Origin of the sequence: Melghirimyces profundicolus (assembly GCF_003054245.1) — a bacterium.
GTDB lineage: Bacteria > Bacillota > Bacilli > Thermoactinomycetales > DSM-45169 > Melghirimyces > Melghirimyces profundicolus.
Genome location: NZ_QBKR01000009.1, coordinates 30,974 through 50,923 on the forward strand (window position 1 = coordinate 30,974; position 19,950 = coordinate 50,923).

The following is a 19,950-nucleotide window of genomic DNA, read 5'->3' on the forward strand; positions in this document are numbered from 1 at the left end:
AAATAGAGAGAAACAGGAGGGAGAAGTGTGGCAGCGAATGGCCTTGTCCGCCGGGGGATGGTGTTCCTGGCGGGCGTAACCGTTTTGGTTTCGGGGTGCTCGTCGGATGACGGGGACAGGGTCCGGGCCGAAAAGGAAGAAAAGCCGGAAGTGAAGGTGGCATCGGAACCAACCGCGTCCGAAGAGAATCTGAAGACCGAAAGCACCCCGGTCTGGAAGGCATGGAAAACATCGGACGGAAAAGTCATGGCCCATGGGGCCGCCGAAATTAAAAACAAGGGAAAAAAGCCGATCCGGTTCGATTCCGCCCGATTGAACTTCCTGGGCAAAGACGGGCGCGTTCTCGCGACGGAAGAAGTGCTGTCGGTTGTCCCCAAAGTGATCCAACCCGGTGAGTCCGCTTACGTGGGCGGAACCGTCCAAATGGAACCGGCGAAAAAACCGGAGGAACTGAGGGAAGTCACTGTCAACGCCGATTTTCATCCGACTTACCGGAAGCCGGTCAAACTGAAAACCGAGGGGCTTCAAACCACCGAAAGCGTCGGTGAGCGGAAGCTGGTAACGGGCCAGGTATCCAATCCCAACGGAGAAACGGTCAAAGATGTTTTGATCGTCACCGCCCTGAAGGATTCACGGGGGAAGTTAGTGGCCGTGGTCGGAGACTACCTGAACACCGGGATCCCGCCGGGGGGTCAGACGGGCTTCACCGCCCGGGACGACCGGTTGCCCCCCGAACTGACGGATCAAGCCACCCAGGCGGAGGCCCATGCCTATCCGCTGTTTACCGGTGAAGACAATCAATAAAGCCGATCGTCGCAACATTGCCGAATGATCGGAATGGTGGAATCGGAAAAAAGTTGTAAGGTCAGAGGGCGCACGGGCACCGAGGGGAGCGGTCAGTAAAACGGTTTTGGGATCCTTCCGGTAGAGATACAGGACGGAGAGCCAAGGGAGCACCCATCCGGAAACATTCTTGCCTGATGGACATCTTACCCATAACAAAAGCCGACGGTGATCCGTCGGCTTTTCCCTTTACAGCGTCCCTTCCCGGGGGGAAATCACCACTCCGTCTTCGTCGGCATAGACGTAATGACCGGGTTCCCAGCGGACCCCGCCGAACTCGACGGGGACTTCCCGCTCTCCTTTGCCTTCCTTTCGGCTCTTCAGGGGCATAGGGGCGAGAGCCAGCACGCCGAGGTCCATCTCACTGAGCTCCGCCGAGTCCCGCACACAGCCGTTGATGATGACTCCGGCCAATCCCCTTGAGACGGCGATCCCGCCCAGTCGATCCCCCATCAGAGCACAATTTTTCGAACCGCCTCCATCCACCACCAGGACGGAACCCGGGGGGATCGTCTCCAGCGCTTCCCGGACCAGCACGTTGTCCTCCAGCACCTTCACCGTGGCGATCCGACCGGAGAACCTTTGTCTTCCGCCGAAGGATTGAAAGATGGGCTGACAGATCTGCAACTCTTCATGGAAACGATCGCATAAATCCGCGGTTTTCATTTAAAACCTACCCCTTTATCCTGTTATATAACAATATGTTAAACGATGGAGTTCAGGTGAACAACCGGGGAACCGTCATGTGAAATGAACCGGAAGAGATGGTCAAAATAAAAGCGTAACCACAGCCATCGTAAGATCCGCCATTGAATCGTGAAACTCCGGTTCGGGAAACCGGGATCAAAAGTGGTATACTGGTGGCAACAGACTGGTGAACCAAGGTGATACGCATATGGCAAACAACCACGAGGAACGGCCCGACTACGGACCGGAGAAAAATGCGAACTACACCCCCTGGGTGGTGGGTCTGTCCATTCTCATTTTGGCGGTTGTGACCGTGTTGTACGTGATCCCGAAAGAGGAGACCACGGGACACGAAAGTCTTTTGTTCCTGCCGCGGCTGAATGCGATCTTCAATACATTCACCACGCTGTTCCTGCTGGCCGCTCTTTACTTCATCCGAAGGAAAAACGTCATGATGCACCGGCGGTTGATCTATGCCGCCTTCGGGACGACCTTTCTTTTCCTGATCTCTTACCTTTACTACCACGCCAACGCCCCTTCCACCAGTTACGGCGGGGAAGGGTGGCTTGCGTATGTCTACTATTTCATCCTGATCACCCACATCGTCCTGGCGGCGGTGATCGTGCCCCTCGCCCTGATCACCTTCTTCCGGGGGATCAACATGAAGGTGGAAAAACACCGCAAGATCGCACGCTGGACGATGCCCTTGTGGCTGTATGTCAGCGTGACCGGAGTGCTGGTGTACATCCTGATCTCGCCTTATTACTGAACCCGGTTCCCGGCGCCCCGGTGTGGATCCGCCCGGCGCGGCCGGGTTTTTTACATGGGAGGGCAAACGTCATGAAACGAATCTGTGTTTTTGCCGGCTCCAGACCCGGGGGGCATCCGGGGTATATGGAAGCGGCGACCCGATTGGGCGAAATCCTGGCGGAAGAAGAATTGGAGCTTGTTTATGGAGGGGCCGGCGTCGGATTGATGGGACGGATCGCCGATACGGTGCTGGAGCGGGGAGGCAAAGTGACCGGTGTCATCCCATCAAGGCTCTTCGACCGGGAAGTGGCCCACACACAGGTGACAGAATTGATCGAAGTGAAGGATCTGCACGAACGGAAAGCCAAGATGGCGGAACTCTCCGACGCCTTCATCGCCCTGCCGGGGGGCTACGGGACCCTGGAGGAAATTTTTGAAGTGGTCAGCTGGGGGCACTTAAGAATCCACCAAAAGCCGATCGGGCTCTTGAACGTTCACGGTTTCTACAATCCCTTGGTCCATATGGTGGCCAAAATCGCTCAAGCCGGGTTTATTCCGGAGCGGAGCAGGCAATTGTTGATTCCGGAAGAAGATCCCCGCACATTGGTCAGTCGGCTTCGGGAGACCGCTTCCTCCCCATAAGGAACGTGGAGACAACGATGGAGAAGATCAAAAAGTGGGCTTAGCGGCTGAAGCGGGAGACCGGCACCTTGGGCCGGGCCTGGCGGGATCCGCGGACTCCTTGGTATGCCAGGGCGTTAGATGCGTTGTGAAAAAGTAAGCGGCAGTGCATTTACCAAAGCCGCTCCGGCTGCACTCACAGAGCAGCACAAGTCTCGCCTGGGTCGCTTGCGCTCCCCGGTCTCGCTATGCTGTCCTGCGGAGATGGTTGCGCTGTCCTCTCCGAATCTTCCTGCTGCGGGCAGGGGCCAACGCCTTCGGATGCAACACAGAGAAGCTTTTGCCCCTGAACGCCCTTGCCGGCTGATTCTCCGCTGGGCAGGACAGCAAAGTCGCTATTTTGGGTAAACGCTTCCCCTTTTCTCGAAACGAACATGAAATCACAACGCTTTTAGTGGCTGTTATAGTGGCTTATTGAGTCCCATCGACCTGGTTCCCGACTTCATTCCCGTGTTGGGCCACCTGGACGATGTGATTCTTCTTCCCCGGCATCCCCCTGTCTCTGCGTCTGATCCCGAAAGAGTCATCCGGGAGGCACGGGAGGAGGGGAGCGCATGGAGATCGAAAGGCGCGGATGTCGCATCTTCGGTCTGATTGTCCTCACCTTGTGGGGATGGGCCGGGGTTTGGGCGGTTTGGATACGGATCCGCCGGTGGGGTTGAGGAGTTTACGACAGCAAACGGAAAACGGAGGAGTGCCCCATGTGTCTGATTTTGCTTGCATTGCGGGTCCGTCCGGAGATCCCCCTGATTGTGGCTGCCAACCGGGACGAATTTCTGGACCGGCCGACGGACCCGGCCCGTTTCTGGCCGGATGCGCCCCGGATATTGGCGGGACGGGACCGGGTTGGGGGAGGCACCTGGCTGGGAGTGACCCGGGAAGGACGGTTTGCCGCGCTCACCAACTACCGGGACCCGTCGGAACCAAGGTCGGGAAAGGAATCCCGGGGCCGTCTGGTCCGGGACTATCTGGCGGATGACTTTCTTCCCGTGGAGTATCTGAGGAGGGTGGCGGAAGAGAGGGACCGTTACCCGGGATTCAATCTTCTCGTGGGAAACCCGGGGGAGCTTTGGTACTATTCCAACCGGGCAGACTGGATCACCCCGGTGAAACCGGGGATTCACGGAGTGAGCAATGCTTTCTTGAACACCCCCTGGACCAAGGTGGTCCGGGGCAAGCAGGGGTTGTCCGATGGTTTGAATGGGCGGCTTCGGGACTGTCTCTTCGATGTTTTGGCCGACTCCGAGCCGGCCCCCGACGGGGAGCTCCCGGATACCGGGGTTGGATTGGAACTGGAACGGGGGCTCTCTCCCGTCAGAATCGACCTTCCCGGTTACGGAACGCGGTCCTCCACGGTCCTGACGGTGAAGAATGACGGGGAAGTGACCTTTGTGGAACGTACCTTTTCCGGAGATCAGGTGGTCGAGTCTTCCTTCCGGTTTTTCATCGAGGACGAAAAATAAAGGACCGATCCGACGGGGTCAGTCCAGTGGTCTTCGGAACACTTTCTGTGATTTTACGTTTTCATATCCGATCTTTTGGTAAAATTCGTGGGCTTCGGACCGGATTTCGCCCGAGCGGAGCCGGATCTCCGCCAGGCCGGAGCGGACTGCCCACCCTTCGCACTCGGCCATCAGAAGTTTCCCCGCGCCCGATTTCCGGTACGCTTCGTCCACCACAATGCCGCCGATCTCACCGAATGGTGGCGTGTAGAGAAACTGACGTTCATGAACATGAACCCAGCCGATGACATGGCCGCCGGTTTCCGCCACGTACACTGCATGGTCCGGCCGGTGCATCAACTCCGCCAACCTTCGCGAAACGTCATCCGGGTCGCACGGATATCCCAACTGGGCGGAGAGGATGGTGAGGGCAGGAGCGTCCTCCACCCTGGCGGAGCGGATCCGAACGCCGGATTGGACCATTCGGTTCAAAATGTCACCGACCTTTCTTTTCCGTGAAGCGAACCGAAGATCCCTGACCGGCCTTTTGATGGCCCCCGGGAAGGACGGTCAGCGTCCTTCGCCGCGTTCGGGTTCGCAACCGTTTGATCCATTTCTCGATCAACCACGCCCCGGTGATGGAAAACAGGAGACCCGAGGCGAAAAACAGGGCGATCACCGCTTGGGGTTCCCAATCACTCATTTTCACTTGACCCTCTTTCTTTTATCGTTGTATCTGTCTCTACATAATGGTTACGACAGGAGCGGCGGTTCTCCTTCCGTTTCCCGGAAACGGAAGGAAGGGAAGGTTCGTTGTCGAAATCGGAAGGGGAATGGGTGACGAAACCCTCTCCCCCCGCATCTATTGTTAGGGAGGGGAAAAAATGACGGACAACGGGAAGCTGAAACGATTACTCGCGTGGCTGGAAGAATCCCGCTGCACCTCGGTCCTGACCGGGGCCGGGATGTCGACGGAGAGCGGCATCCCCGACTTTCGCTCCCGGGAAGGATTTTGGCGAAACCTGGACCCCCGGACCGTGGCCACCGTCGACGCGATGAAACACCATTATGACGAATTCCACCGGTTCTATTCCGCCCGGATCCGGGCGCTGAGGAAAGTGCGGCCCCACCGGGGGCATGACGTCCTGGCTTCCTGGGAGCGTCAGGGACGGGTCCACGCCGTGGCCACACAGAACGTGGAACGGCTTCATCAGGAAGCGGGCAGCCGCAATGTTTATGAGCTGCACGGGTCCATCCTGGACTTCCGCTGTGCCCGGTGTGGAGAGGATGCGGAGCGGGAAGAATTCCTTCGCCGTTCTCCCTGTCCGTCCTGCGGGGGGCCGCTTCGCCCGGGAATCGTTCTCTTCGGGGAGATTCTTCCGGAAAGAGCTTGGGAAAACGCCTTTCAATCGATGGAAAGGTCCGACCTCGTGCTGGTGATCGGGACCCGTCTCGAAGTCTCTCCCGTCAACCGGCTGCCGATGGTGAGCGGTGGCAAAAAAGTGTTGATCAATGCACAACCGACGGAGATGGATCACGACTTCGACCTTGTAATCCGGGGAAAAGCCGGGGAACTGCTTCATCAATTGGAAACCATGCGGAAGTCATAGAAAGGGGAGACCGGTTTGACCGGAAAAAAACAACGGGTTTTTGTTTACGGCTCCCTGCGCCGGGGGGAGAAGTACCATTCTTTGATGGCCCGGGTCAGGCCGGAAGCGATGCAGGCCTGGACGGAAGGGGAGTTGTTCGACACCGGACGGGGATATCCGGGTCTTGCCAAAGGGAGAAGGCGGGTCTACGGAGAAGTGTACCGGGTGAACTCGAGGGCGCTGGCAAGGATCGACCGGTTGGAAGGCCACCGGGAGGAGGCATCGGACATTCCGGGCGAGTTCCGAAGGATCCGTCGCCGGGTTCTGACGGACAGAGGACCGGTGGAGGCTTACGTTTACCTTTTTAACGGGCCCCGGAAAGGCCACATGGAAAACGTGCCCTATGGCGACTGGAAAGCCCGGCACCTGGATCGTCGGACAGAATGGCTTTACTTTGCTTACGGTTCCTGCATGGATGACGAACGCATCCGTTCCCAGGGAGTCGGAGAGGAATTCCTTGACGTCGTGGGACGGGGGGTGCTCCGCGGACACGCCATGCGGTACACCCTTCCTTATTCCGACGGAGGACGGGCGGATGTTGTGGAACATCCCGGCAGCACGGTGGAAGGAAAAGTGTACCGGATCGGTCGAAAGGGGCTGAACTACCTTTTTTGGAGGGAAGGAGTGGATTCCGGCGTCTATCGTCCCGCCTGGGTCCCCGTGGTGATCCGCGGGATCACGGTGGAGAATGTCCTGACTTTCATCGTGATTGAAAAGGGAAAGGAAACCCCCCCTCCCGAACACTACGCCAGGGAAATCCTCCGGGGCAGCGAGGGGACGGTCAGCGAAGTCTACCACCGCCGTCTCCGGCGTTATCTGAAGGAAAAGTTCAAGATGACGGTCTCGTACTGAGATCCGAAAAAGCCCGCTCATGAAGCGGGTTTTTGTTTCAGGATGTGTCTGGTCATTCTTCCAAAGCAGCTTGGGACTGATTTCCGGGTGATGCCTTTATGCCCGTTGCCGGCCATGTGTGGTTTCATTCTTATATCCATTCTCGGCTTTTCCTCACACAACACCTGGTAAAATACAACGCCGGCGGTTGTGGGGCGAGGTTGATCGAGTACGAGGAATTGTTCGAGGATGAACCAAATGGAAAGAATGAGCCAAGGCGTTTGTCGCTAAAACGAAAGACATTAGCCAATTATTGGTCGAACTGGACACACTGACTTTTACGAAACCTGTACACGAAATCGTAACCTACCAATCGTCGTGCCTCATGTTGAATGTGCAGCGCGTAGTAGAAGCACCGCTTCGCTTATTGAAATTCATACCCGGAGTCGTTTACCGGGAGATGGGGGGGGGCGGATCGATGCTGTGGATCCGCCGGCATTTACAACGTCATTCAATACGATGAATCCATGGAGATTCCGGATCAAAAAATGGAATGGAGGAATGGAAATAGCCGTCTGATTCCGTTTCCGGAGAAACTGAGGCCCGCAGGTGCCGTGCTGGTCATGCCACATCGGCTAACGCACTTGATTTGGACGACGGACACCGATTAACCAAAGGTCAACTTGGGGCGCTCGTTTTTTCCGCTGTGCTGACGGCGGCGGAAGAAGAGAGAATCAGTGGGAGAGATTTTCTGACTGCCTCTTAATCGGATATGAAGTGGGAATCCGGGCGGGGATCACTCATCAACTCAGGGGGGGACTATCACTGCACTGATTCCTGGGGAGCTGGGTGCCCCCGCAACTAACAACGGTTCCGTTTTGCCAATCGGCGGATGATCGGGGGAGTTTACTGGGTATGCTTTGAAGAGAGGTGTTTCATGATGGACAGGAAAACGGAAAATCCGATGGAAGGGAAATGGATTCCTGCGACGTCGGTCAGAAGCGGTGCAGGGGAAGAGGTCGTTTCCGATGTATACAGTTTGACGGTGCAGATTGTGAATGTCAGTTTTGTAGGCGATCCGGAATCGAAGCAAGGCTGGGTCCTGGTCGATGCCGGCATGCCGGGGTCGGCTGATGATATCCTGTCGACAGCGGCGGATCGCTTTGGGGGTCGTAAGCCAACGGCCATCATTCTGACACACGGTCATTTCGATCATGTGGGAGCAGTGGTCTATTTAGCGAAGAAATGGAACGTTCCGGTTTACACCCATCCACGGGAAATGCCGTATTTGACCGGAAGATCCCGTTATCCTGAGCCGGATGCCACGGTGGAAGGCGGCTGGGTGGCCAAGATCTCCCCCCTGTTTCCGACGGAGCCGGTCGATCTGGGGGGCTATGTTAAGGAGCTGCCGGAGGACGGCAGGGTTCCGGGAATGGAGGGCTGGCGATGGCTCCATACCCCTGGTCACACCCCCGGACATATCTCCTTGTACCGCAAAAGAGATCGCTCTTTGCTGGCGGGGGACGCCTTTGTCACTGTGCGGCAGGATTCGGTTTATCAAGTGATGACCCAGGCGCCGGAAGTGAACGGCCCGCCCCGATATTTAACGACGGACTGGCAGGCGGCGCGGGAATCCGTGAGGAAACTTGCGTCCTTAGAACCGGCTGCGGTGGTTACCGGTCACGGACGGCCGATGGCAGGAGAAGAGCTGTCCCGGGGTCTGGAACAGCTGGCACGGGACTTTGACCGCGTCGCCGTGCCGGATTACGGACGCTATGTGGATCGCATTGAACATTGATTAGCTCTGGGAGCGGATCGACCCAGCGAGACTTTGCTGCTAAGTCCTTTGCCATCCTATCCAGCGGAGAAACTGGAGGGAGGGCGCTTAGGGGCTACAACCTTCCTTGTGACGCTTCCGAAAGGCTTTGCCCCTGCCCGATCGGTCGAACCAATGGTGCACCCGGTTCTTGACCCGTATCAAGTTCTCTGATTTCGTTGGATCATGGCGATGCGTAGATCGGCGTAAACACCGGTGGGTACGTAGGGTTTCTGTACAGATCCTCTTTCACCAGGTTGAGCGATGACTTGGCATCATTGACATCATTCTTGGTTGGAGAGTTGTCGTCAGCTCTTTGCTCTTTTTAACGTGTTAAGGGTTGGCCAGTACCACTGAATCCCTTGTTTCCTCAGGAATGGGTCAACGGCGACCAGTAGTGGCCGGTCAGTTCCAACCCAAAAAGCACGTTCTTTTTCCCATGTTCCGCTTGGAGCGTTCGAATCCACCGAATCAGTCGGTAGAATCCGGCACGCATGATCTCAAACGTCTGGCGTGAACCATATTCGATTCCACGAAAGTTTTGTGCCCGGGCCATATGAACTTTCTTGGCGATGTCCACTCCGACGATGAGGGTGGATTCCGTAATTTGCTCCAGTTTGCTTATACTTCATGTGAGTGTCTCCTTGTTATTTTGGGGTCAAGCGCTTGACCCCTCGTATGCTAACGGAGGTACTATCTTTTTAGTTCCAAGTCTTTTGTTACAGGAATGCTCATAATACGAAAATGACCTGTCTGACAGGATGGGTATGGTTATCGATGGAACAGTTCGGTCAGGAACTGACGGTCCTCAAGGGACCAGTTTCCGGTTTGGAGGGCTTCCATTGCATCCGGCGAAAGAGGGGATTGGATGGTCAAGGGAATGTTGTGTTCCATGGCCAGACGGTGGATGGAACGGAGATCGCCCGGCCCCATGCCTCCGCCGTTCCAGATTTCCAGGCTGTCGCCGTCCTTGAATTGCAGGAGGTAGGAACCGGTGAAGACTTTCTCGTATTCATCCCCGAGCGTATATCCCACCGTAATTTTATCCACGTCTTCCCACTGGCGGGTGCTCTCCCGGCCAAGGGTCAGGAAGCTGGAATGGACCATTCCCCGGTCATTGACCAGAATGTACGAGTCCAGGAGCAGGAGGAACAAAGGAATGAGCGCCACGAGGGGGATCCAGTTCCGGCGAAGGATTTCACGCCAGCGGCGAATCCCGTTTTTGAGAAGCTGAAATTGGAAAAAGACCGTCAGAAGGATCATCAAAATAAATGCGGTCCGGCTGTCGCCGTTTTGGTAGGAATGAAAGTAGAGCGCTCCCTGCTTGTGGAAAAACCAGTCCTGCAACCAATGGAGGGACTGAATCAGAAGGGCGACGGGCAGCACCAAGACCGTCAGGTTCCACAAGGCGGAGCCGAGCGCTTTCCAAAACCGGGCAAGGGCTGGGCGGGCGTGTCCCTGGCGCAGCGATTTTTGGTCGACTGTCATCCGAACTTCTCCTTTTGTGAAAGATCATTGTTTTCTTACCTATCATGATACGAAAAAGTGACTGGATATACCATTACAAGAGATTTACAACTACATTGGAAGTCGGAGGTTCCGCAAATGCCGGAATGTCGGAAGAAAGGGGAGGGAAAAGTATCCATGTGAAAATCGGTGACCATAGGAGGATTCGACCATGTCCAAAAAGGAACAGCAACAAGCGACACTTCAACCCCCGCAACACCAGGACCGGCAACCCGGCATCGAGTCGGTGATGGTTCCCCGTCCCTTGGCGGAGGACGCGGAATATCGGGGAAGCGGAAAATTGGAGGGAAAAAGAGCTCTGATCACCGGAGGGGACAGCGGGATCGGGCGTGCCGTGGCGATCGCTTTCGCCAAGGAAGGGGCCGACGTGGCCGTCCTGTACCTCGACGAACACAACGATGCCCAAACGACCAAGCAGGACGTGGAAGAAGAGGGCCGTCGCTGCCTCCTGATCGCCGGTGACATCGGTGATGAAGGATTCTGCCGCCAGGCGGTGGAGCAGACGGTGACTGAACTGGGCGGGCTCGACATCTTGGTGAACAATGCCGCCGAGCAACATCCCCGGGACGGGATCGAACAAATCACGTCCGAACAGTTGGAAAACACGTTCCGGACCAATGTGTATTCATTTTTTTATCTGACCAAAGCGGCCCTTCCCCATTTGAAACCAGGGAGCACCATCATCAACACCACGTCGGTCACCGCTTACAAGGGAAATCCGGTTCTGTTGGACTACTCATCCACCAAAGGGGCCATTGTGTCTTTTACCCGGTCCCTTTCCCAATCCCTGGTGAAAAAAGGGATCCGTGTGAACGGTGTGGCTCCCGGCCCGATCTGGACCCCTCTGATTCCCTCCACCTTCTCGGAAGAACAGGTGGAATCCTTCGGAGCCAGCACGCCGATGGGGCGACCGGGTCAGCCTGCGGAACTGGCGGCCAGCTACGTGTTCCTGGCGTCGAAGGATTCATCTTACATCACCGGGCAGGTGCTTCACCCCAACGGAGGCGTGGTGGTCAACGGCTGATGCCCCGAAGGGAAAGGAGGAGTTCCCATGCCCGACGGGCGGGTCAAAAATGAGGATCGGCACGGGTCCGGTCCGGACTCCTCCCGTGTGGGCGCTGTTTCTGATCGATGTGATCAACCGGCTTGATTGCACACTGGGGAACGTTTCTGAAATATGCCTTGAAGCTAGCGCAAAAAAGTCGGGATTGCGGTCATCCACGTCAATGACAACAATAGAGGGGAAGACCGATTTCCATCCGATCGACCGGATCTGCATGCAGGAGTTGCCCGGGTTTCTCGAATGCTGGTACCGGACGGGGACGGCGATTCCGTCGTCAAGCCCAAAGTGGGCGGCAGCATTTTCCAATGCCGCTCCGGCTGCTGTCTTCTTTTGGCCTGCCTCAAAGGTAAAAAGAGAGACTCTCCCCTTGACGGTTCGGGGAAGAAGGAGAGCATCGGGAAACGCCCCGATCATGATTGCACGGGGCGTAAGGGGTAAAGGTCACAGGTGGGAGACGATCCATTCCCCCCGGCCCAAGATCCGGAAACGCCCCAGGCCGGTGGGAAGGATCAAGTGATCTCCTTTTCGGAAAGGAAAACGGCCGGCTTCCGTCACCAATTCCCCGGATCCCTTCAGAACACTGGCCAACAGAAAGGGTTGATCCTGGTTTAATTCTCCCTCTCCGTCGATGCGCCAGCGGTGGACGGTGAAGTGGCGGCTCTCGATCAAGGTGGTCCATTCCACGCCGCCCAGCTTTCGAATCCGCCGGTCGGGGATGACGGTTCGGTGGGGAACCGTGATTACATCCAGCGCCTTGTCAATGTGCAATTCCCGGGTGTTTCCTTCCGCATCCCGGCGGTCGTAGTCGTAGACCCGGTAAGTGGTGTCGGAACTTTGCTGGGTTTCGAGGACGAGGGTGCCTGCGCACAGGGCGTGGAGAGTGCCGCTGGGGACGTAAAAGAAATCCCCCGGACGGATTTTAATCCGCTGGAGAAGCGAGGACCATTCTCCCTGCCGAATCCTTTTTTCCAGCTCCTCCCGGCTTTCCGCGCGGTGACCGAAGACCAGTTCGGCGTCTTCCTCGCAGTCGATGATATACCAGCATTCCGTTTTGCCCTGTTCCCCGTTTTCATGTTTCCGGGCGTATTCATCATCGGGATGGACCTGGACGGACAGATCGGCGTTGGCATCCAGAATTTTGGTTAACAGGGGAAAGCGGTCTCCCCCGGAATTTCCGAAGAGTTCACGGTGTTCTTCCCAAAGCCGGTCCAGGGTTTCCCCTTGGAAGGGGCCGTTTTTCACCTTGCAGGGGCCGTGGGGATGAGCGGAGATCGCCCAGCATTCCCCGGTTCGTTCTGAAGGAATGCGGTAACCGAACCGGTCCCTCAGTGCGGTCCCTCCCCAAATGCGCTCTTTAAAAACGGGTTCGAGAAAAAGGGGGGTCTTCATCTGCTTCCACTCCTTGCCTGGGTTTGAGGATCCCTGCGGGTTCTTTTCGTCAACGTCATTATAAAGAAACCTTTGTGCCGAAGGAAATACCCGGAGAAAGTTTCCCCCGGACTCTTGAAGAGAAAGGTGGGATACGGTACCGTTAGATTTATAGAGTGTATCCTACATATTAGGAGGCAGATCCGATGGCACAAGAACGGGAAGGCGCAATCACCTTCAAAGGCAACCCTGTGACACTTCTGGGTCCGGAGCTGAAAACCGGGGATCCCGCTCCTGATTTCCATGTGTTGGCCAACGACCTGAGCCCGGTCACCCTGGTGGACAGCAAAGGGAGCGTCCGGATTTTCAGCGTGGTCCCCTCCCTGGACACCGGGGTGTGTGATGCACAGACCCGCCGGTTCAACGAAGAAGCCGTCAACCTGGGAGACAACGTGAAAGTGATCACCGTCAGCGTGGACCTGCCCTTCGCTCAGAAGCGTTGGTGCGGGGCCGCGGGGATCGACCGTGTGCAGACCGTTTCCGACCACCGGGACCTCTCCTTCGGCACCGCGTACGGGGTGGCGATCAAGGAACTCCGTCTGCTGGCCCGCGCCGTATTCGTCGTCGATGCCAACGACAAGCTGGTTCACGTGGAATACGTCTCCGAGGCGACCCATCACCCCGATTACGAAGCTGCGGTGGAAGCAGCCAAAAAAGCCCTCTGATCTTCCTCATCAAAAACCCGGGTACCCTCTCCCGGGTTTTTCCCTCTTTGATTTCTGAACATTTTTGGCCAACCTGCATTGTTTAAATAAGAGACAGGTTCTTCCTTTTGCCCGACGTCGGCAGATAACGAGAAAGAGGTGAGCGCCGCCGAACTCGGATCCGGGGCTTCGGTTCCCGTTTGACGTTCCATGGCCATTACGTGATGGAAGGCAGGTGCGCACCCATGGGCTCCAATCCTCTTCATCGTCTGTTCATCGCCCTTCCGCTGCCCGGTGAGCAAAAGGAATTGCTTGCCCATTGGAGCGGGCTCCTGTCGGAACGTTGGCCCTTCAAGAAATGGGTCCATCCCTCCGATTACCATATCACGGTCCAATTTCTCGGTCCCTGCACCTTCCGTCAGCGGCGGAAAGTCAAGAATGCCTTGAAGGAACTGGCTCCCGGATTGGAACCTTTCCGTTTGAGGATCGATGGCATCGGTCATTTCGGCGTCAAAACCCGCCCCCGGATTCTCTGGGCGGGGGTGGACGGGGAATTGAACGCCCTCCACCATTTGCACGATGTGGTCATTGACGCCGTGGAATCCCTGGGCTTTGAGCGGGAAAAGCGTCCTTACCGTCCCCATATCACCCTGGCGAAAAAGTACAAGTATAACGATTTTCCCTATGAGTCGATGAACCGGGTATTCAGCCCGGACCCGGATCGGTGCGAATGGACGGTCCGGGAACTGATCCTTTACGAAACCCACATCTACCGTTCCCCCATGTACCACCCCCTGGCCGCCTTCCGGCTGGGGGAGTAGACACAATTCCGCCCTTCGGCGGGCTTTTCTGTCCGTCGGTTCCTGTTCCGCCCGGGAAATGTGTTACACTGGAGCCGGGTTGGTTTAAGCCCGCAAAGAGTGTCGGAAACCCACCACTCTTAAAAAAATACTAGGGGACCGAAAAGCATACCACTCCTCCATGGACCGGCAGTCCCACGTGGACCCGGTCCGGGAGGCTTTTCCACGTCCCCCTTGTCGAAAGGGGTTTTTTCATGGAATTCAAGATACCCGATCGGGTGGAACGGCTGGGGATGGACATCGGGCGGCACGAGCTGCGCTATCACCGGAAGCGGGTGGCCGTTACCCGGGAGTTCACCTTTGACGCCGCCCACCATTTGCATCTGTACGAAGGAAAGTGCAAGAATCTTCATGGCCACACCTACCGTTTGGTGATCACCGTCAGCGGGTTTGTCGACGAAGTCGGGATCGCCGTCGATTTCGGTGAAATCAAACGGATGTACAAGGAGGAAATCGAAGAGCGGTTGGACCACCGCTACCTCAACGAAGTTCTTCCCCACATGAATACTTCCGCGGAAAACATGGTCGTCTGGATGTGGGAACGGTTGGACGCCCGTCTGGAACGGGATGGCTGGAAAAGTCGGGGGCACCGGCTGGAGGAGCTGGTTCTCTATGAGACTCCCACCAGTCGGGTCACGATGAAACGGGAATGGATGGAAGCGGGGGATCCGGATGAATAAATGGGAACTGCCGACACCGATGGAATACCGGGCTTGGAAACTGCCGATGGTGGAGATCTTCGAAACGGTGGAAGGGGAAGGGACGGCCGCGGGCTATCCCACCGTCTTTGTCCGGGTGTTTCACTGCAACCTCCGGTGTGCCTGGTGTGACACCCCCTACAGCTATGCCCCCGCCCGGCCGGAGTTCGAGGCGACGATTGGAGAAATTCTGGACCAAGTGAAGCGTTATCCGAGCCGGAGAATCTGCCTGACGGGAGGGGAGCCCTTGATGCATCGCGGGAAATCGGCTGCTTTATTGGCTGCCCTCGCCGATTTGGATCAGGTGGAAGATGTCCATGTGGAAACCAACGGGGCCATCGACCTGGCCCCCTTCGACCGTCTCCGCCGGGAACGGGCGGAACGGAGGGAAAAAATCCGGTTCATCATGGATTACAAACTGCCCGCCTCCGGCGAGGCGCACCGCATGGTACGGGAGAATTTCAGGGTGTTGACGGACCGGGATGAAGTGAAGTTTGTCATCGGGGACCGGGAGGATTTCCGTTCCGCCGTTCGCGTGGTGAAGGACTGGCACCGGGAAGGGCAAATCCTCTTCAGCCCGGTGTTTGAAACCCTGCCCCCGAGAAGGCTGGTCGAATGGGTGTTGGCGGAACCTCTTCCCCAAGTGAAGGTGAACCTGCAGCTTCATAAATGGATCTGGGATCCTGCGGAAAGAGGGGTGTAAGTCATGGGTGAAAAAGCGGTGGTGATATTGAGTGGGGGACTGGACAGCACCACTTGTATGGGGTTGGCCCGGGAGGCGGGTTATGAACTGTACCCCCTCACCTTTCATTACGGGCAACGCCATGACCGGGAGGTGGAGCAGGCCCGGAAGGTGGCGGAGTATTTCGGGGTGAAGGAACACCGGGTGGTCGACATCGGTTTTCTGCGTCAGATCGGCGGGAGTGCGCTGACCGACGAAGCAATGGACGTACCCGGGCCCGACGACCCGGATGAGGAAATCCCTTCCACTTATGTTCCGGCCCGCAACCTCATCTTTCTCTCCCTGGCCGCCGCCTACGCGGAGGTGATCGGTGCCGTGACCATCTATATCGGCGTGTCGGCGGTGGATTACAGCGGTTATCCCGACTGCCGGCCGGAATTCATCCGCAGCATGGAGGAGACGGTCCGCCGTGCGACCAAAACCGGGATAAGCGGAAACCCGATCCGGCTGGAAGCCCCCTTGATCCGTCTCTCCAAAGCGGAGACCATCCGGGAAGGCCTTCGGCTGAAGGTTCCTTATCACTTGACCACCTCCTGCTACCGGGGCGGTGAGGTGGCCTGTGGCGTCTGTGACAGCTGCCGCCTCCGTCTGAAAGGTTTCCGCGAGGCCGGAGCAAAGGACCCGATCCCCTATTCGAAAAACGTTGGCTGAAAGGAATAAGAAGATGGAACCATCACCTGAAATGTTGCTGAAAATTTTCGAGGGTGGCACTTCTACAACCGGTTGGAAGGCCGAAGGTGGGATTTCACCGCATCCCAGTTTGCGGAACCCATCCATTACCAAGACCTTTCCTCCGACCGAGCGGAAGCCTTCGCCGATCCCGATCACCGGCAGTACCGTTACCTGAAGGAAGCGGTCATCATCGGAATTCAAAATGAATCCGATTGGGGTAAGTTAAAATCATCGTGGAAAGAAAAGGCAGGAGGGGACGAGGGATGAAGACGGCGTGGACGCGTTTGGAGACAAAACCGGATGCGGTGCGGGAGGAGGCCCGGCTCACCGGGGGAGGAGACACCGTGCTCCTGGACAGCTGCGGGCGGGGGCGATACACGGTTCTGGCTTGGGATCCGGTTTGGAAAGGCGTGTTTCACCACGGGGATCAGCCGGACGTTTTCCGGGTGTTGGACGACCTCCTGAGCGATATGACCGCATTGAAGGCTCCGTCCGACGCCCCGCCCTTCCTCACCGGGGTGCTCGGCTGTCTGGGGTATGAACTGGCCTGGGATCTGGAGAGGATTGCTCCGCCCAAGAAACGGATGACCTCCGTCCCCGACGCCGTCCTCATGATCCCCGGCAAGGTGTTGGTGACGGACGGAGAAACGGATGCCGCCTGGGTGACGGTGACGGTGCGGGAAGGGGATCCGGAAAGGGAGTTGGAGCAGCTGGTCCGGAAGCTGACCTCGGAAAAAAACCGGGAGCCATCCGGACGAAAGATGCCGGTGGAGATCCTCCGCCCCATGACCCCGGAAATCGGGCGGGAGGAATATATGCACCGGGTCCTCCGGGTCCAGGAATATATCGGACGGGGGGACATCTATCAGGCCAACCTGGCTTATCGAGTGGAAGGAGAGATGAGAGGGGACCCCCGGGGGCTCTTTGAGGCGCTCCGGAAGACCAATCCCGGAGCCTGGTCGGCTTTTTTGCGGTTCCCGGGTTTCTCTGTCCTCTCTTCTTCCCCCGAGCAGTTTTTGCGCTGGGAACGGGGATTCATCGAAACCCGTCCGATCAAGGGCACCCGCCCCAGGGGAGAGAACCCGGCGGAAGACCGGCATTACCGGGAGGAACTGAAGATGAGCGAAAAGGACCGGGCGGAACTGGTGATGATCGTCGATCTGGAACGGAACGACTTCGGGAAGTTCTGCAAGACAGGTTCGATCCGGGTGCCCGAACTCTTCACCATTGAAGCCCATCCGACGGTCTGGCACCAGGTGGCCCGGGTCACGGGCCGTTTTCCGGAGGAAACGGGGCCGGGGCAGATCTTTCGTCACGTCTTTCCCGGCGGCTCCATCACCGGAGCGCCCAAACTTCGATCGATGCAGGTGATCCACGAGGTGGAAAAGAGTCGTCGCGGCTTTTATACCGGTTCCATCGGATACGCGGATCCGAGAGGGACCGGTGAATGGAACATCGCCATCCGGACGATGACCTGGACCGGTGGTGAGACGGGGACCCTTTCCTACCACGTGGGCGGGGGCATCGTGGCCGATTCCGATCCCCTTCTGGAATACGAAGAAACCCGGGCCAAAGGCCGGGGGATGGAGGAAGCAATCCGACAATGGGCGGCAAAGGGGATGAAAGTGTGAAGTGGATCGTGAGCGGTGAAGGAGTGGAGGAAGTCGATGCCCGGATCCCGGTGCGGGACCGGGGGGCGTTGTTCGGAGACGGGTTGTTTGAAACGTTCCGGGTGGAACGGGGGATCCCTCTTTTTTTGGAGGAGCACCTGGACCGCCTGATCCGGAGCGCGAAGACCCTCCGGTTTGCCCGGGTGCCCGGAGAGGACGAGCTGAAAGGAGCCATCCGGGAGGCCATCCGGCTGAACGGGGTGGGGAGCGGATATCTGCGCCTCACCCTGACCCGGGGAGACGGAGGGTACGGGATCCCCTTGGACCGGCTGGACCGGCCCCGCTATTGGGTGGAAGCCGGAGAACAGCGGTTGGATCCGGGGCGGTATGAACAGGGGATCCCCGCGGTGGTTTCCTTTCCGGCGAGAAACCCCGCCTCTCCGATTTCCGGCCACAAAACCCTCCACTTTCTCGAAAGCCTCCTGGCAAAAGACGATGCGGAAAAAAAGGGAGCCCGGGAGGCGATTCTCCGGACGATGGAAGGAGACCTTTCGGAAGGGGCCTCCTCCAACCTGTTTCTCGTCACCCGGGGAACGATCCGCACCCCGGGCCTCGATCGGGCACCGCTTCCCGGAGTGGCCCGGGCCTGGACGATCCGGACGGCGCGAAGGCTGAAACTTCCGCTGGAGGAGACCCGGCTGGAGACCGCGGAGTTGTGGAAAGCGGAGGAGGTCTTTTTCACCAACTCCACCTGGGGTCCCTTTCCCTGCCGGGAAATTGACGGATGTCCGGTCGGCGACGGCACCCCCGGCCCCGTCACCCGTCGTCTGATCCGGGCCTGGCGGGAGGATATTGATCGGCAGACCCGGAGATGAAAAACCGGCGGATTCGCCGGCTTTGTTCAAAGCTCTTTGACAAACAGGACGCGGTCCCTTCCGGGACCGTCGTAGTCTTTGTGGATGGGAATTTCATCTTCGGTATCCGTCGGTGCCATCCGGAAGCCGAGAGAGGTGTGGAAGGCGATGGATCCTTTGTTGACCGGAGAGGTGAGGCAGCGGACCCGACGGCATCCCCGGCAGGAAACCGAATCGAAAAACGCTTCGTACAACCGGCGACCCAGCCCTTTTCTCCGGTGGCGAGGGTCAATCCCCACGAAGTGGACGTAGGCTTCCTCCGGCTGACCGGGTGAGATGAAACCCACCAGAAACGCGATCACTTCACCTTCCTCTTCCAGGGCCAGACTGGTGGGATGGAAGTGGTTGAAGAAGAGCTTGGGGAGCATGTCGCTTACATGCCGTCCCCCCCACCACATGTTGAGCACCCGGATGACCCGGTCGTAATCGGAAGGCCGGAGGGGTCGCATCTCCAAGGGGAACACTCCTTTTTTCAAGATCAAGGCTTTTGACAGACATAAACAAAAGCACAGGGAATATTCAGGGGCACAAACCGCACGTCTTTCAAATGAAAAAGCCGACTCAACTCCCTTTTCATCTGAAGGGAATATTGATAAGTGACGAAGATGCCGCCCTTTTTCAGGGATCGGAAGATCGCCTCCAGGATGATTTCCCTCTTTTCCGGGGGGAAATTGAAAAAGGGCAGGCTCGACAGGACACAATCGACTTGTCCGGGGGGAAAGGGCTCCCCACTTCCCAATTCTTCCGCCCGGGAGTAATGACGGTAACGGGGGAAGGTTTGCCTCAGTTTTTCGCGCAACTCCGGATCTTGTTCAAAGACCGCGACCCGACAATTCGGATGGATTTGCTCCTGGATGTGGCGGGTGAGGACACCGGTGCCCGCCCCCAGTTCGACGAGGGTGCGGGTTTGCTGCCAGTCCACCGGTTTCAGCATGGCCTGAACCAAAAACCGGGAACTGGGCAGAACCGAACCGATGTTTCCCGGTGACTGAAGGAATTTGGTGAAAAACAGCGTCCGTTCTGTAAAAAGGTTTTTCATGTGTCTTGGAACTCCTTGTTCGGTTTAGTTGTGAATCCGGAGAAAACCCCTTAT

Annotated in this window: 24 protein-coding genes and 1 pseudogene; 17 read left to right on the plus strand and 8 right to left on the minus strand. The window is 57.5% G+C overall.

Annotated elements, in window-relative coordinates:
* Positions 1–27 precede the first annotated feature (27 nt).
* Entirely contained in the window at positions 28–804 is a 777-nt protein-coding gene (locus C8P63_RS07850) for a hypothetical protein (RefSeq protein WP_108022920.1), read from the plus strand.
* A gap of 228 nt (positions 805–1,032) precedes the next feature.
* Here C8P63_RS07850 and rraA read toward each other — a convergent pair whose 3' ends face one another.
* A complete protein-coding gene (rraA, locus tag C8P63_RS07855; RefSeq protein WP_108022922.1) occupies positions 1,033–1,509 on the minus strand; it encodes a ribonuclease E activity regulator RraA in 477 nt (158 codons plus the stop codon).
* A gap of 229 nt (positions 1,510–1,738) precedes the next feature.
* Between rraA and C8P63_RS07860 the strand changes: the two genes are divergently transcribed.
* From C8P63_RS07860 to C8P63_RS07875, 4 genes are all read left to right on the plus strand, one after another.
* The gene (locus C8P63_RS07860; protein ID WP_108022924.1) at positions 1,739–2,299 is read left to right on the plus strand and encodes a DUF420 domain-containing protein; all 561 of its coding nucleotides are present in this window, start codon (positions 1,739–1,741) and stop codon (positions 2,297–2,299) included.
* Between the two features lie 71 nt (positions 2,300–2,370).
* Positions 2,371–2,922 carry an LOG family protein gene (locus tag C8P63_RS07865; RefSeq protein ID WP_108022926.1) on the plus strand — a complete coding sequence of 184 codons (552 nt, stop codon included), beginning with the start codon at positions 2,371–2,373 and terminating at the stop codon, positions 2,920–2,922.
* 453 nt (positions 2,923–3,375) lie between these two features.
* Entirely contained in the window at positions 3,376–3,555 is a 180-nt protein-coding gene (locus C8P63_RS20005) for a YkvA family protein (protein ID WP_108022928.1), read from the plus strand.
* 107 nt (positions 3,556–3,662) lie between these two features.
* Positions 3,663–4,424, plus strand: a complete 762-nt coding sequence (locus C8P63_RS07875; RefSeq protein WP_108022931.1) for an NRDE family protein — start codon at positions 3,663–3,665, stop codon at positions 4,422–4,424.
* A gap of 18 nt (positions 4,425–4,442) precedes the next feature.
* On the opposite strand, the gene C8P63_RS07880 is transcribed toward C8P63_RS07875, so the two are convergent.
* Both C8P63_RS07880 and C8P63_RS07885 read right to left on the minus strand, forming a co-directional pair.
* A complete protein-coding gene (locus C8P63_RS07880) occupies positions 4,443–4,886 on the minus strand; it encodes a GNAT family N-acetyltransferase (RefSeq protein ID WP_108022933.1) in 444 nt (147 codons plus the stop codon).
* A gap of 13 nt (positions 4,887–4,899) precedes the next feature.
* The gene (locus C8P63_RS07885) at positions 4,900–5,106 is read right to left on the minus strand and encodes a hypothetical protein (RefSeq protein WP_108022935.1); all 207 of its coding nucleotides are present in this window, start codon (positions 5,104–5,106) and stop codon (positions 4,900–4,902) included.
* 181 nt (positions 5,107–5,287) lie between these two features.
* On the opposite strand from C8P63_RS07885, the gene C8P63_RS07890 reads away from it, so the two are divergent.
* The 3 genes from C8P63_RS07890 to C8P63_RS07900 all read left to right on the plus strand — a co-directional run bounded on the left by C8P63_RS07890 (position 5,288) and on the right by C8P63_RS07900 (position 8,681).
* Positions 5,288–6,013, plus strand: coding sequence for an SIR2 family NAD-dependent protein deacylase (locus C8P63_RS07890; RefSeq protein ID WP_108022937.1), 726 nt, complete (start codon positions 5,288–5,290; stop codon positions 6,011–6,013).
* A gap of 15 nt (positions 6,014–6,028) precedes the next feature.
* On the plus strand, positions 6,029–6,904 hold the full coding sequence (locus C8P63_RS07895) for a gamma-glutamylcyclotransferase family protein (protein ID WP_108022939.1): 876 nt from the start codon (positions 6,029–6,031) through the stop codon (positions 6,902–6,904).
* 916 nt (positions 6,905–7,820) lie between these two features.
* Positions 7,821–8,681, plus strand: a complete 861-nt coding sequence (locus C8P63_RS07900; protein WP_425437265.1) for an MBL fold metallo-hydrolase — start codon at positions 7,821–7,823, stop codon at positions 8,679–8,681.
* Positions 8,682–9,069: 388 nt separating this feature from the next.
* On the opposite strand, the gene C8P63_RS20010 is transcribed toward C8P63_RS07900, so the two are convergent.
* The gene (locus C8P63_RS20010) at positions 9,070–9,279 is read right to left on the minus strand and encodes an IS110 family transposase (RefSeq protein ID WP_425437267.1); all 210 of its coding nucleotides are present in this window, start codon (positions 9,277–9,279) and stop codon (positions 9,070–9,072) included.
* Positions 9,280–9,470: 191 nt separating this feature from the next.
* Complete coding sequence (locus C8P63_RS07910; RefSeq protein WP_108022943.1) at positions 9,471–10,187, minus strand: hypothetical protein; 717 nt, start codon at positions 10,185–10,187, stop codon at positions 9,471–9,473.
* A 190-nt stretch (positions 10,188–10,377) separates the two neighbouring features.
* Here C8P63_RS07910 and C8P63_RS07915 point away from each other — a divergent pair, with 190 nt between their 5' ends.
* Positions 10,378–11,250: an SDR family oxidoreductase gene (locus C8P63_RS07915; protein ID WP_108022945.1), complete on the plus strand. Its 873-nt coding sequence runs from the start codon at positions 10,378–10,380 to the stop codon at positions 11,248–11,250.
* Positions 11,251–11,730: 480 nt separating this feature from the next.
* Here the strand turns inward: C8P63_RS07915 and manA are convergent, their stop codons facing one another.
* A complete protein-coding gene (manA, locus tag C8P63_RS07925) occupies positions 11,731–12,678 on the minus strand; it encodes a mannose-6-phosphate isomerase, class I (protein ID WP_108022949.1) in 948 nt (315 codons plus the stop codon).
* Between the two features lie 185 nt (positions 12,679–12,863).
* Between manA and tpx the strand changes: the two genes are divergently transcribed.
* From tpx to C8P63_RS07965, 8 genes and pseudogenes are all read left to right on the plus strand, one after another.
* The gene (gene tpx, locus C8P63_RS07930) at positions 12,864–13,382 is read left to right on the plus strand and encodes a thiol peroxidase (RefSeq protein ID WP_108022951.1); all 519 of its coding nucleotides are present in this window, start codon (positions 12,864–12,866) and stop codon (positions 13,380–13,382) included.
* A gap of 224 nt (positions 13,383–13,606) precedes the next feature.
* Positions 13,607–14,182, plus strand: coding sequence for an RNA 2',3'-cyclic phosphodiesterase (gene thpR / locus C8P63_RS07935; RefSeq protein WP_170109563.1), 576 nt, complete (start codon positions 13,607–13,609; stop codon positions 14,180–14,182).
* 233 nt (positions 14,183–14,415) lie between these two features.
* Entirely contained in the window at positions 14,416–14,901 is a 486-nt protein-coding gene (gene queD / locus C8P63_RS07940; protein ID WP_108022955.1) for a 6-carboxytetrahydropterin synthase QueD, read from the plus strand.
* The gene (locus C8P63_RS07945; protein ID WP_108022957.1) at positions 14,894–15,622 is read left to right on the plus strand and encodes a 7-carboxy-7-deazaguanine synthase QueE; all 729 of its coding nucleotides are present in this window, start codon (positions 14,894–14,896) and stop codon (positions 15,620–15,622) included. Before queD ends, C8P63_RS07945 begins: the two co-directional genes overlap by 8 nt.
* A gap of 3 nt (positions 15,623–15,625) precedes the next feature.
* Positions 15,626–16,312, plus strand: coding sequence for a 7-cyano-7-deazaguanine synthase QueC (gene queC, locus C8P63_RS07950; protein WP_108022959.1), 687 nt, complete (start codon positions 15,626–15,628; stop codon positions 16,310–16,312).
* Positions 16,313–16,366: 54 nt separating this feature from the next.
* A pseudogene (locus C8P63_RS07955) lies at positions 16,367–16,600 on the plus strand (YunG family protein); the annotation flags it as partial.
* Positions 16,597–17,964: an aminodeoxychorismate synthase component I gene (gene pabB, locus C8P63_RS07960; protein WP_108022964.1), complete on the plus strand. Its 1,368-nt coding sequence runs from the start codon at positions 16,597–16,599 to the stop codon at positions 17,962–17,964. The pseudogene C8P63_RS07955 and the gene pabB, both read left to right, overlap by 4 nt.
* Positions 17,961–18,818 (plus strand): aminotransferase class IV, encoded by an 858-nt coding sequence (locus C8P63_RS07965; RefSeq protein WP_170109564.1) that lies wholly within the window; start codon positions 17,961–17,963, stop codon positions 18,816–18,818. The genes pabB and C8P63_RS07965 overlap by 4 nt, the downstream gene beginning before the upstream one ends.
* Before the next feature lie 26 nt (positions 18,819–18,844).
* On the opposite strand, the gene C8P63_RS07970 is transcribed toward C8P63_RS07965, so the two are convergent.
* Together C8P63_RS07970 and C8P63_RS07975 are read right to left on the minus strand one after the other, a co-directional pair.
* Complete coding sequence (locus C8P63_RS07970) at positions 18,845–19,312, minus strand: GNAT family N-acetyltransferase (RefSeq protein WP_108022966.1); 468 nt, start codon at positions 19,310–19,312, stop codon at positions 18,845–18,847.
* A 23-nt stretch (positions 19,313–19,335) separates the two neighbouring features.
* Positions 19,336–19,896: a class I SAM-dependent methyltransferase gene (locus tag C8P63_RS07975; protein WP_108022968.1), complete on the minus strand. Its 561-nt coding sequence runs from the start codon at positions 19,894–19,896 to the stop codon at positions 19,336–19,338.
* Between the last annotated feature and the right edge of the window lie 54 nt (positions 19,897–19,950).

What these genes read in the sequence shown, in the direction of transcription:
- C8P63_RS07910 (WP_108022943.1), bottom strand. Translation starts at nt 10,187, where the DNA reads ATGACAGTCGACCAAAAATCGCTGCGCCAGGGACACGCCCGCCCAGCC.
- rraA (WP_108022922.1), bottom strand. Translation starts at nt 1,509, where the DNA reads ATGAAAACCGCGGATTTATGCGATCGTTTCCATGAAGAGTTGCAGATC.
- C8P63_RS07945 (WP_108022957.1), top strand. Translation starts at nt 14,894, where the DNA reads ATGAATAAATGGGAACTGCCGACACCGATGGAATACCGGGCTTGGAAA.
- C8P63_RS07885 (WP_108022935.1), bottom strand. Translation starts at nt 5,106, where the DNA reads ATGAGTGATTGGGAACCCCAAGCGGTGATCGCCCTGTTTTTCGCCTCG.
- C8P63_RS07900 (WP_425437265.1), top strand. Translation starts at nt 7,821, where the DNA reads ATGATGGACAGGAAAACGGAAAATCCGATGGAAGGGAAATGGATTCCT.
- C8P63_RS07875 (WP_108022931.1), top strand. Translation starts at nt 3,663, where the DNA reads ATGTGTCTGATTTTGCTTGCATTGCGGGTCCGTCCGGAGATCCCCCTG.
- manA (WP_108022949.1), bottom strand. Translation starts at nt 12,678, where the DNA reads ATGAAGACCCCCCTTTTTCTCGAACCCGTTTTTAAAGAGCGCATTTGG.
- queC (WP_108022959.1), top strand. Translation starts at nt 15,626, where the DNA reads ATGGGTGAAAAAGCGGTGGTGATATTGAGTGGGGGACTGGACAGCACC.
- pabB (WP_108022964.1), top strand. Translation starts at nt 16,597, where the DNA reads ATGAAGACGGCGTGGACGCGTTTGGAGACAAAACCGGATGCGGTGCGG.
- C8P63_RS07915 (WP_108022945.1), top strand. Translation starts at nt 10,378, where the DNA reads ATGTCCAAAAAGGAACAGCAACAAGCGACACTTCAACCCCCGCAACAC.
- C8P63_RS07865 (WP_108022926.1), top strand. Translation starts at nt 2,371, where the DNA reads ATGAAACGAATCTGTGTTTTTGCCGGCTCCAGACCCGGGGGGCATCCG.
- C8P63_RS07880 (WP_108022933.1), bottom strand. Translation starts at nt 4,886, where the DNA reads ATGGTCCAATCCGGCGTTCGGATCCGCTCCGCCAGGGTGGAGGACGCT.
- thpR (WP_170109563.1), top strand. Translation starts at nt 13,607, where the DNA reads ATGGGCTCCAATCCTCTTCATCGTCTGTTCATCGCCCTTCCGCTGCCC.
- C8P63_RS07890 (WP_108022937.1), top strand. Translation starts at nt 5,288, where the DNA reads ATGACGGACAACGGGAAGCTGAAACGATTACTCGCGTGGCTGGAAGAA.
- queD (WP_108022955.1), top strand. Translation starts at nt 14,416, where the DNA reads ATGGAATTCAAGATACCCGATCGGGTGGAACGGCTGGGGATGGACATC.
- tpx (WP_108022951.1), top strand. Translation starts at nt 12,864, where the DNA reads ATGGCACAAGAACGGGAAGGCGCAATCACCTTCAAAGGCAACCCTGTG.
- C8P63_RS07975 (WP_108022968.1), bottom strand. Translation starts at nt 19,896, where the DNA reads ATGAAAAACCTTTTTACAGAACGGACGCTGTTTTTCACCAAATTCCTT.
- C8P63_RS07860 (WP_108022924.1), top strand. Translation starts at nt 1,739, where the DNA reads ATGGCAAACAACCACGAGGAACGGCCCGACTACGGACCGGAGAAAAAT.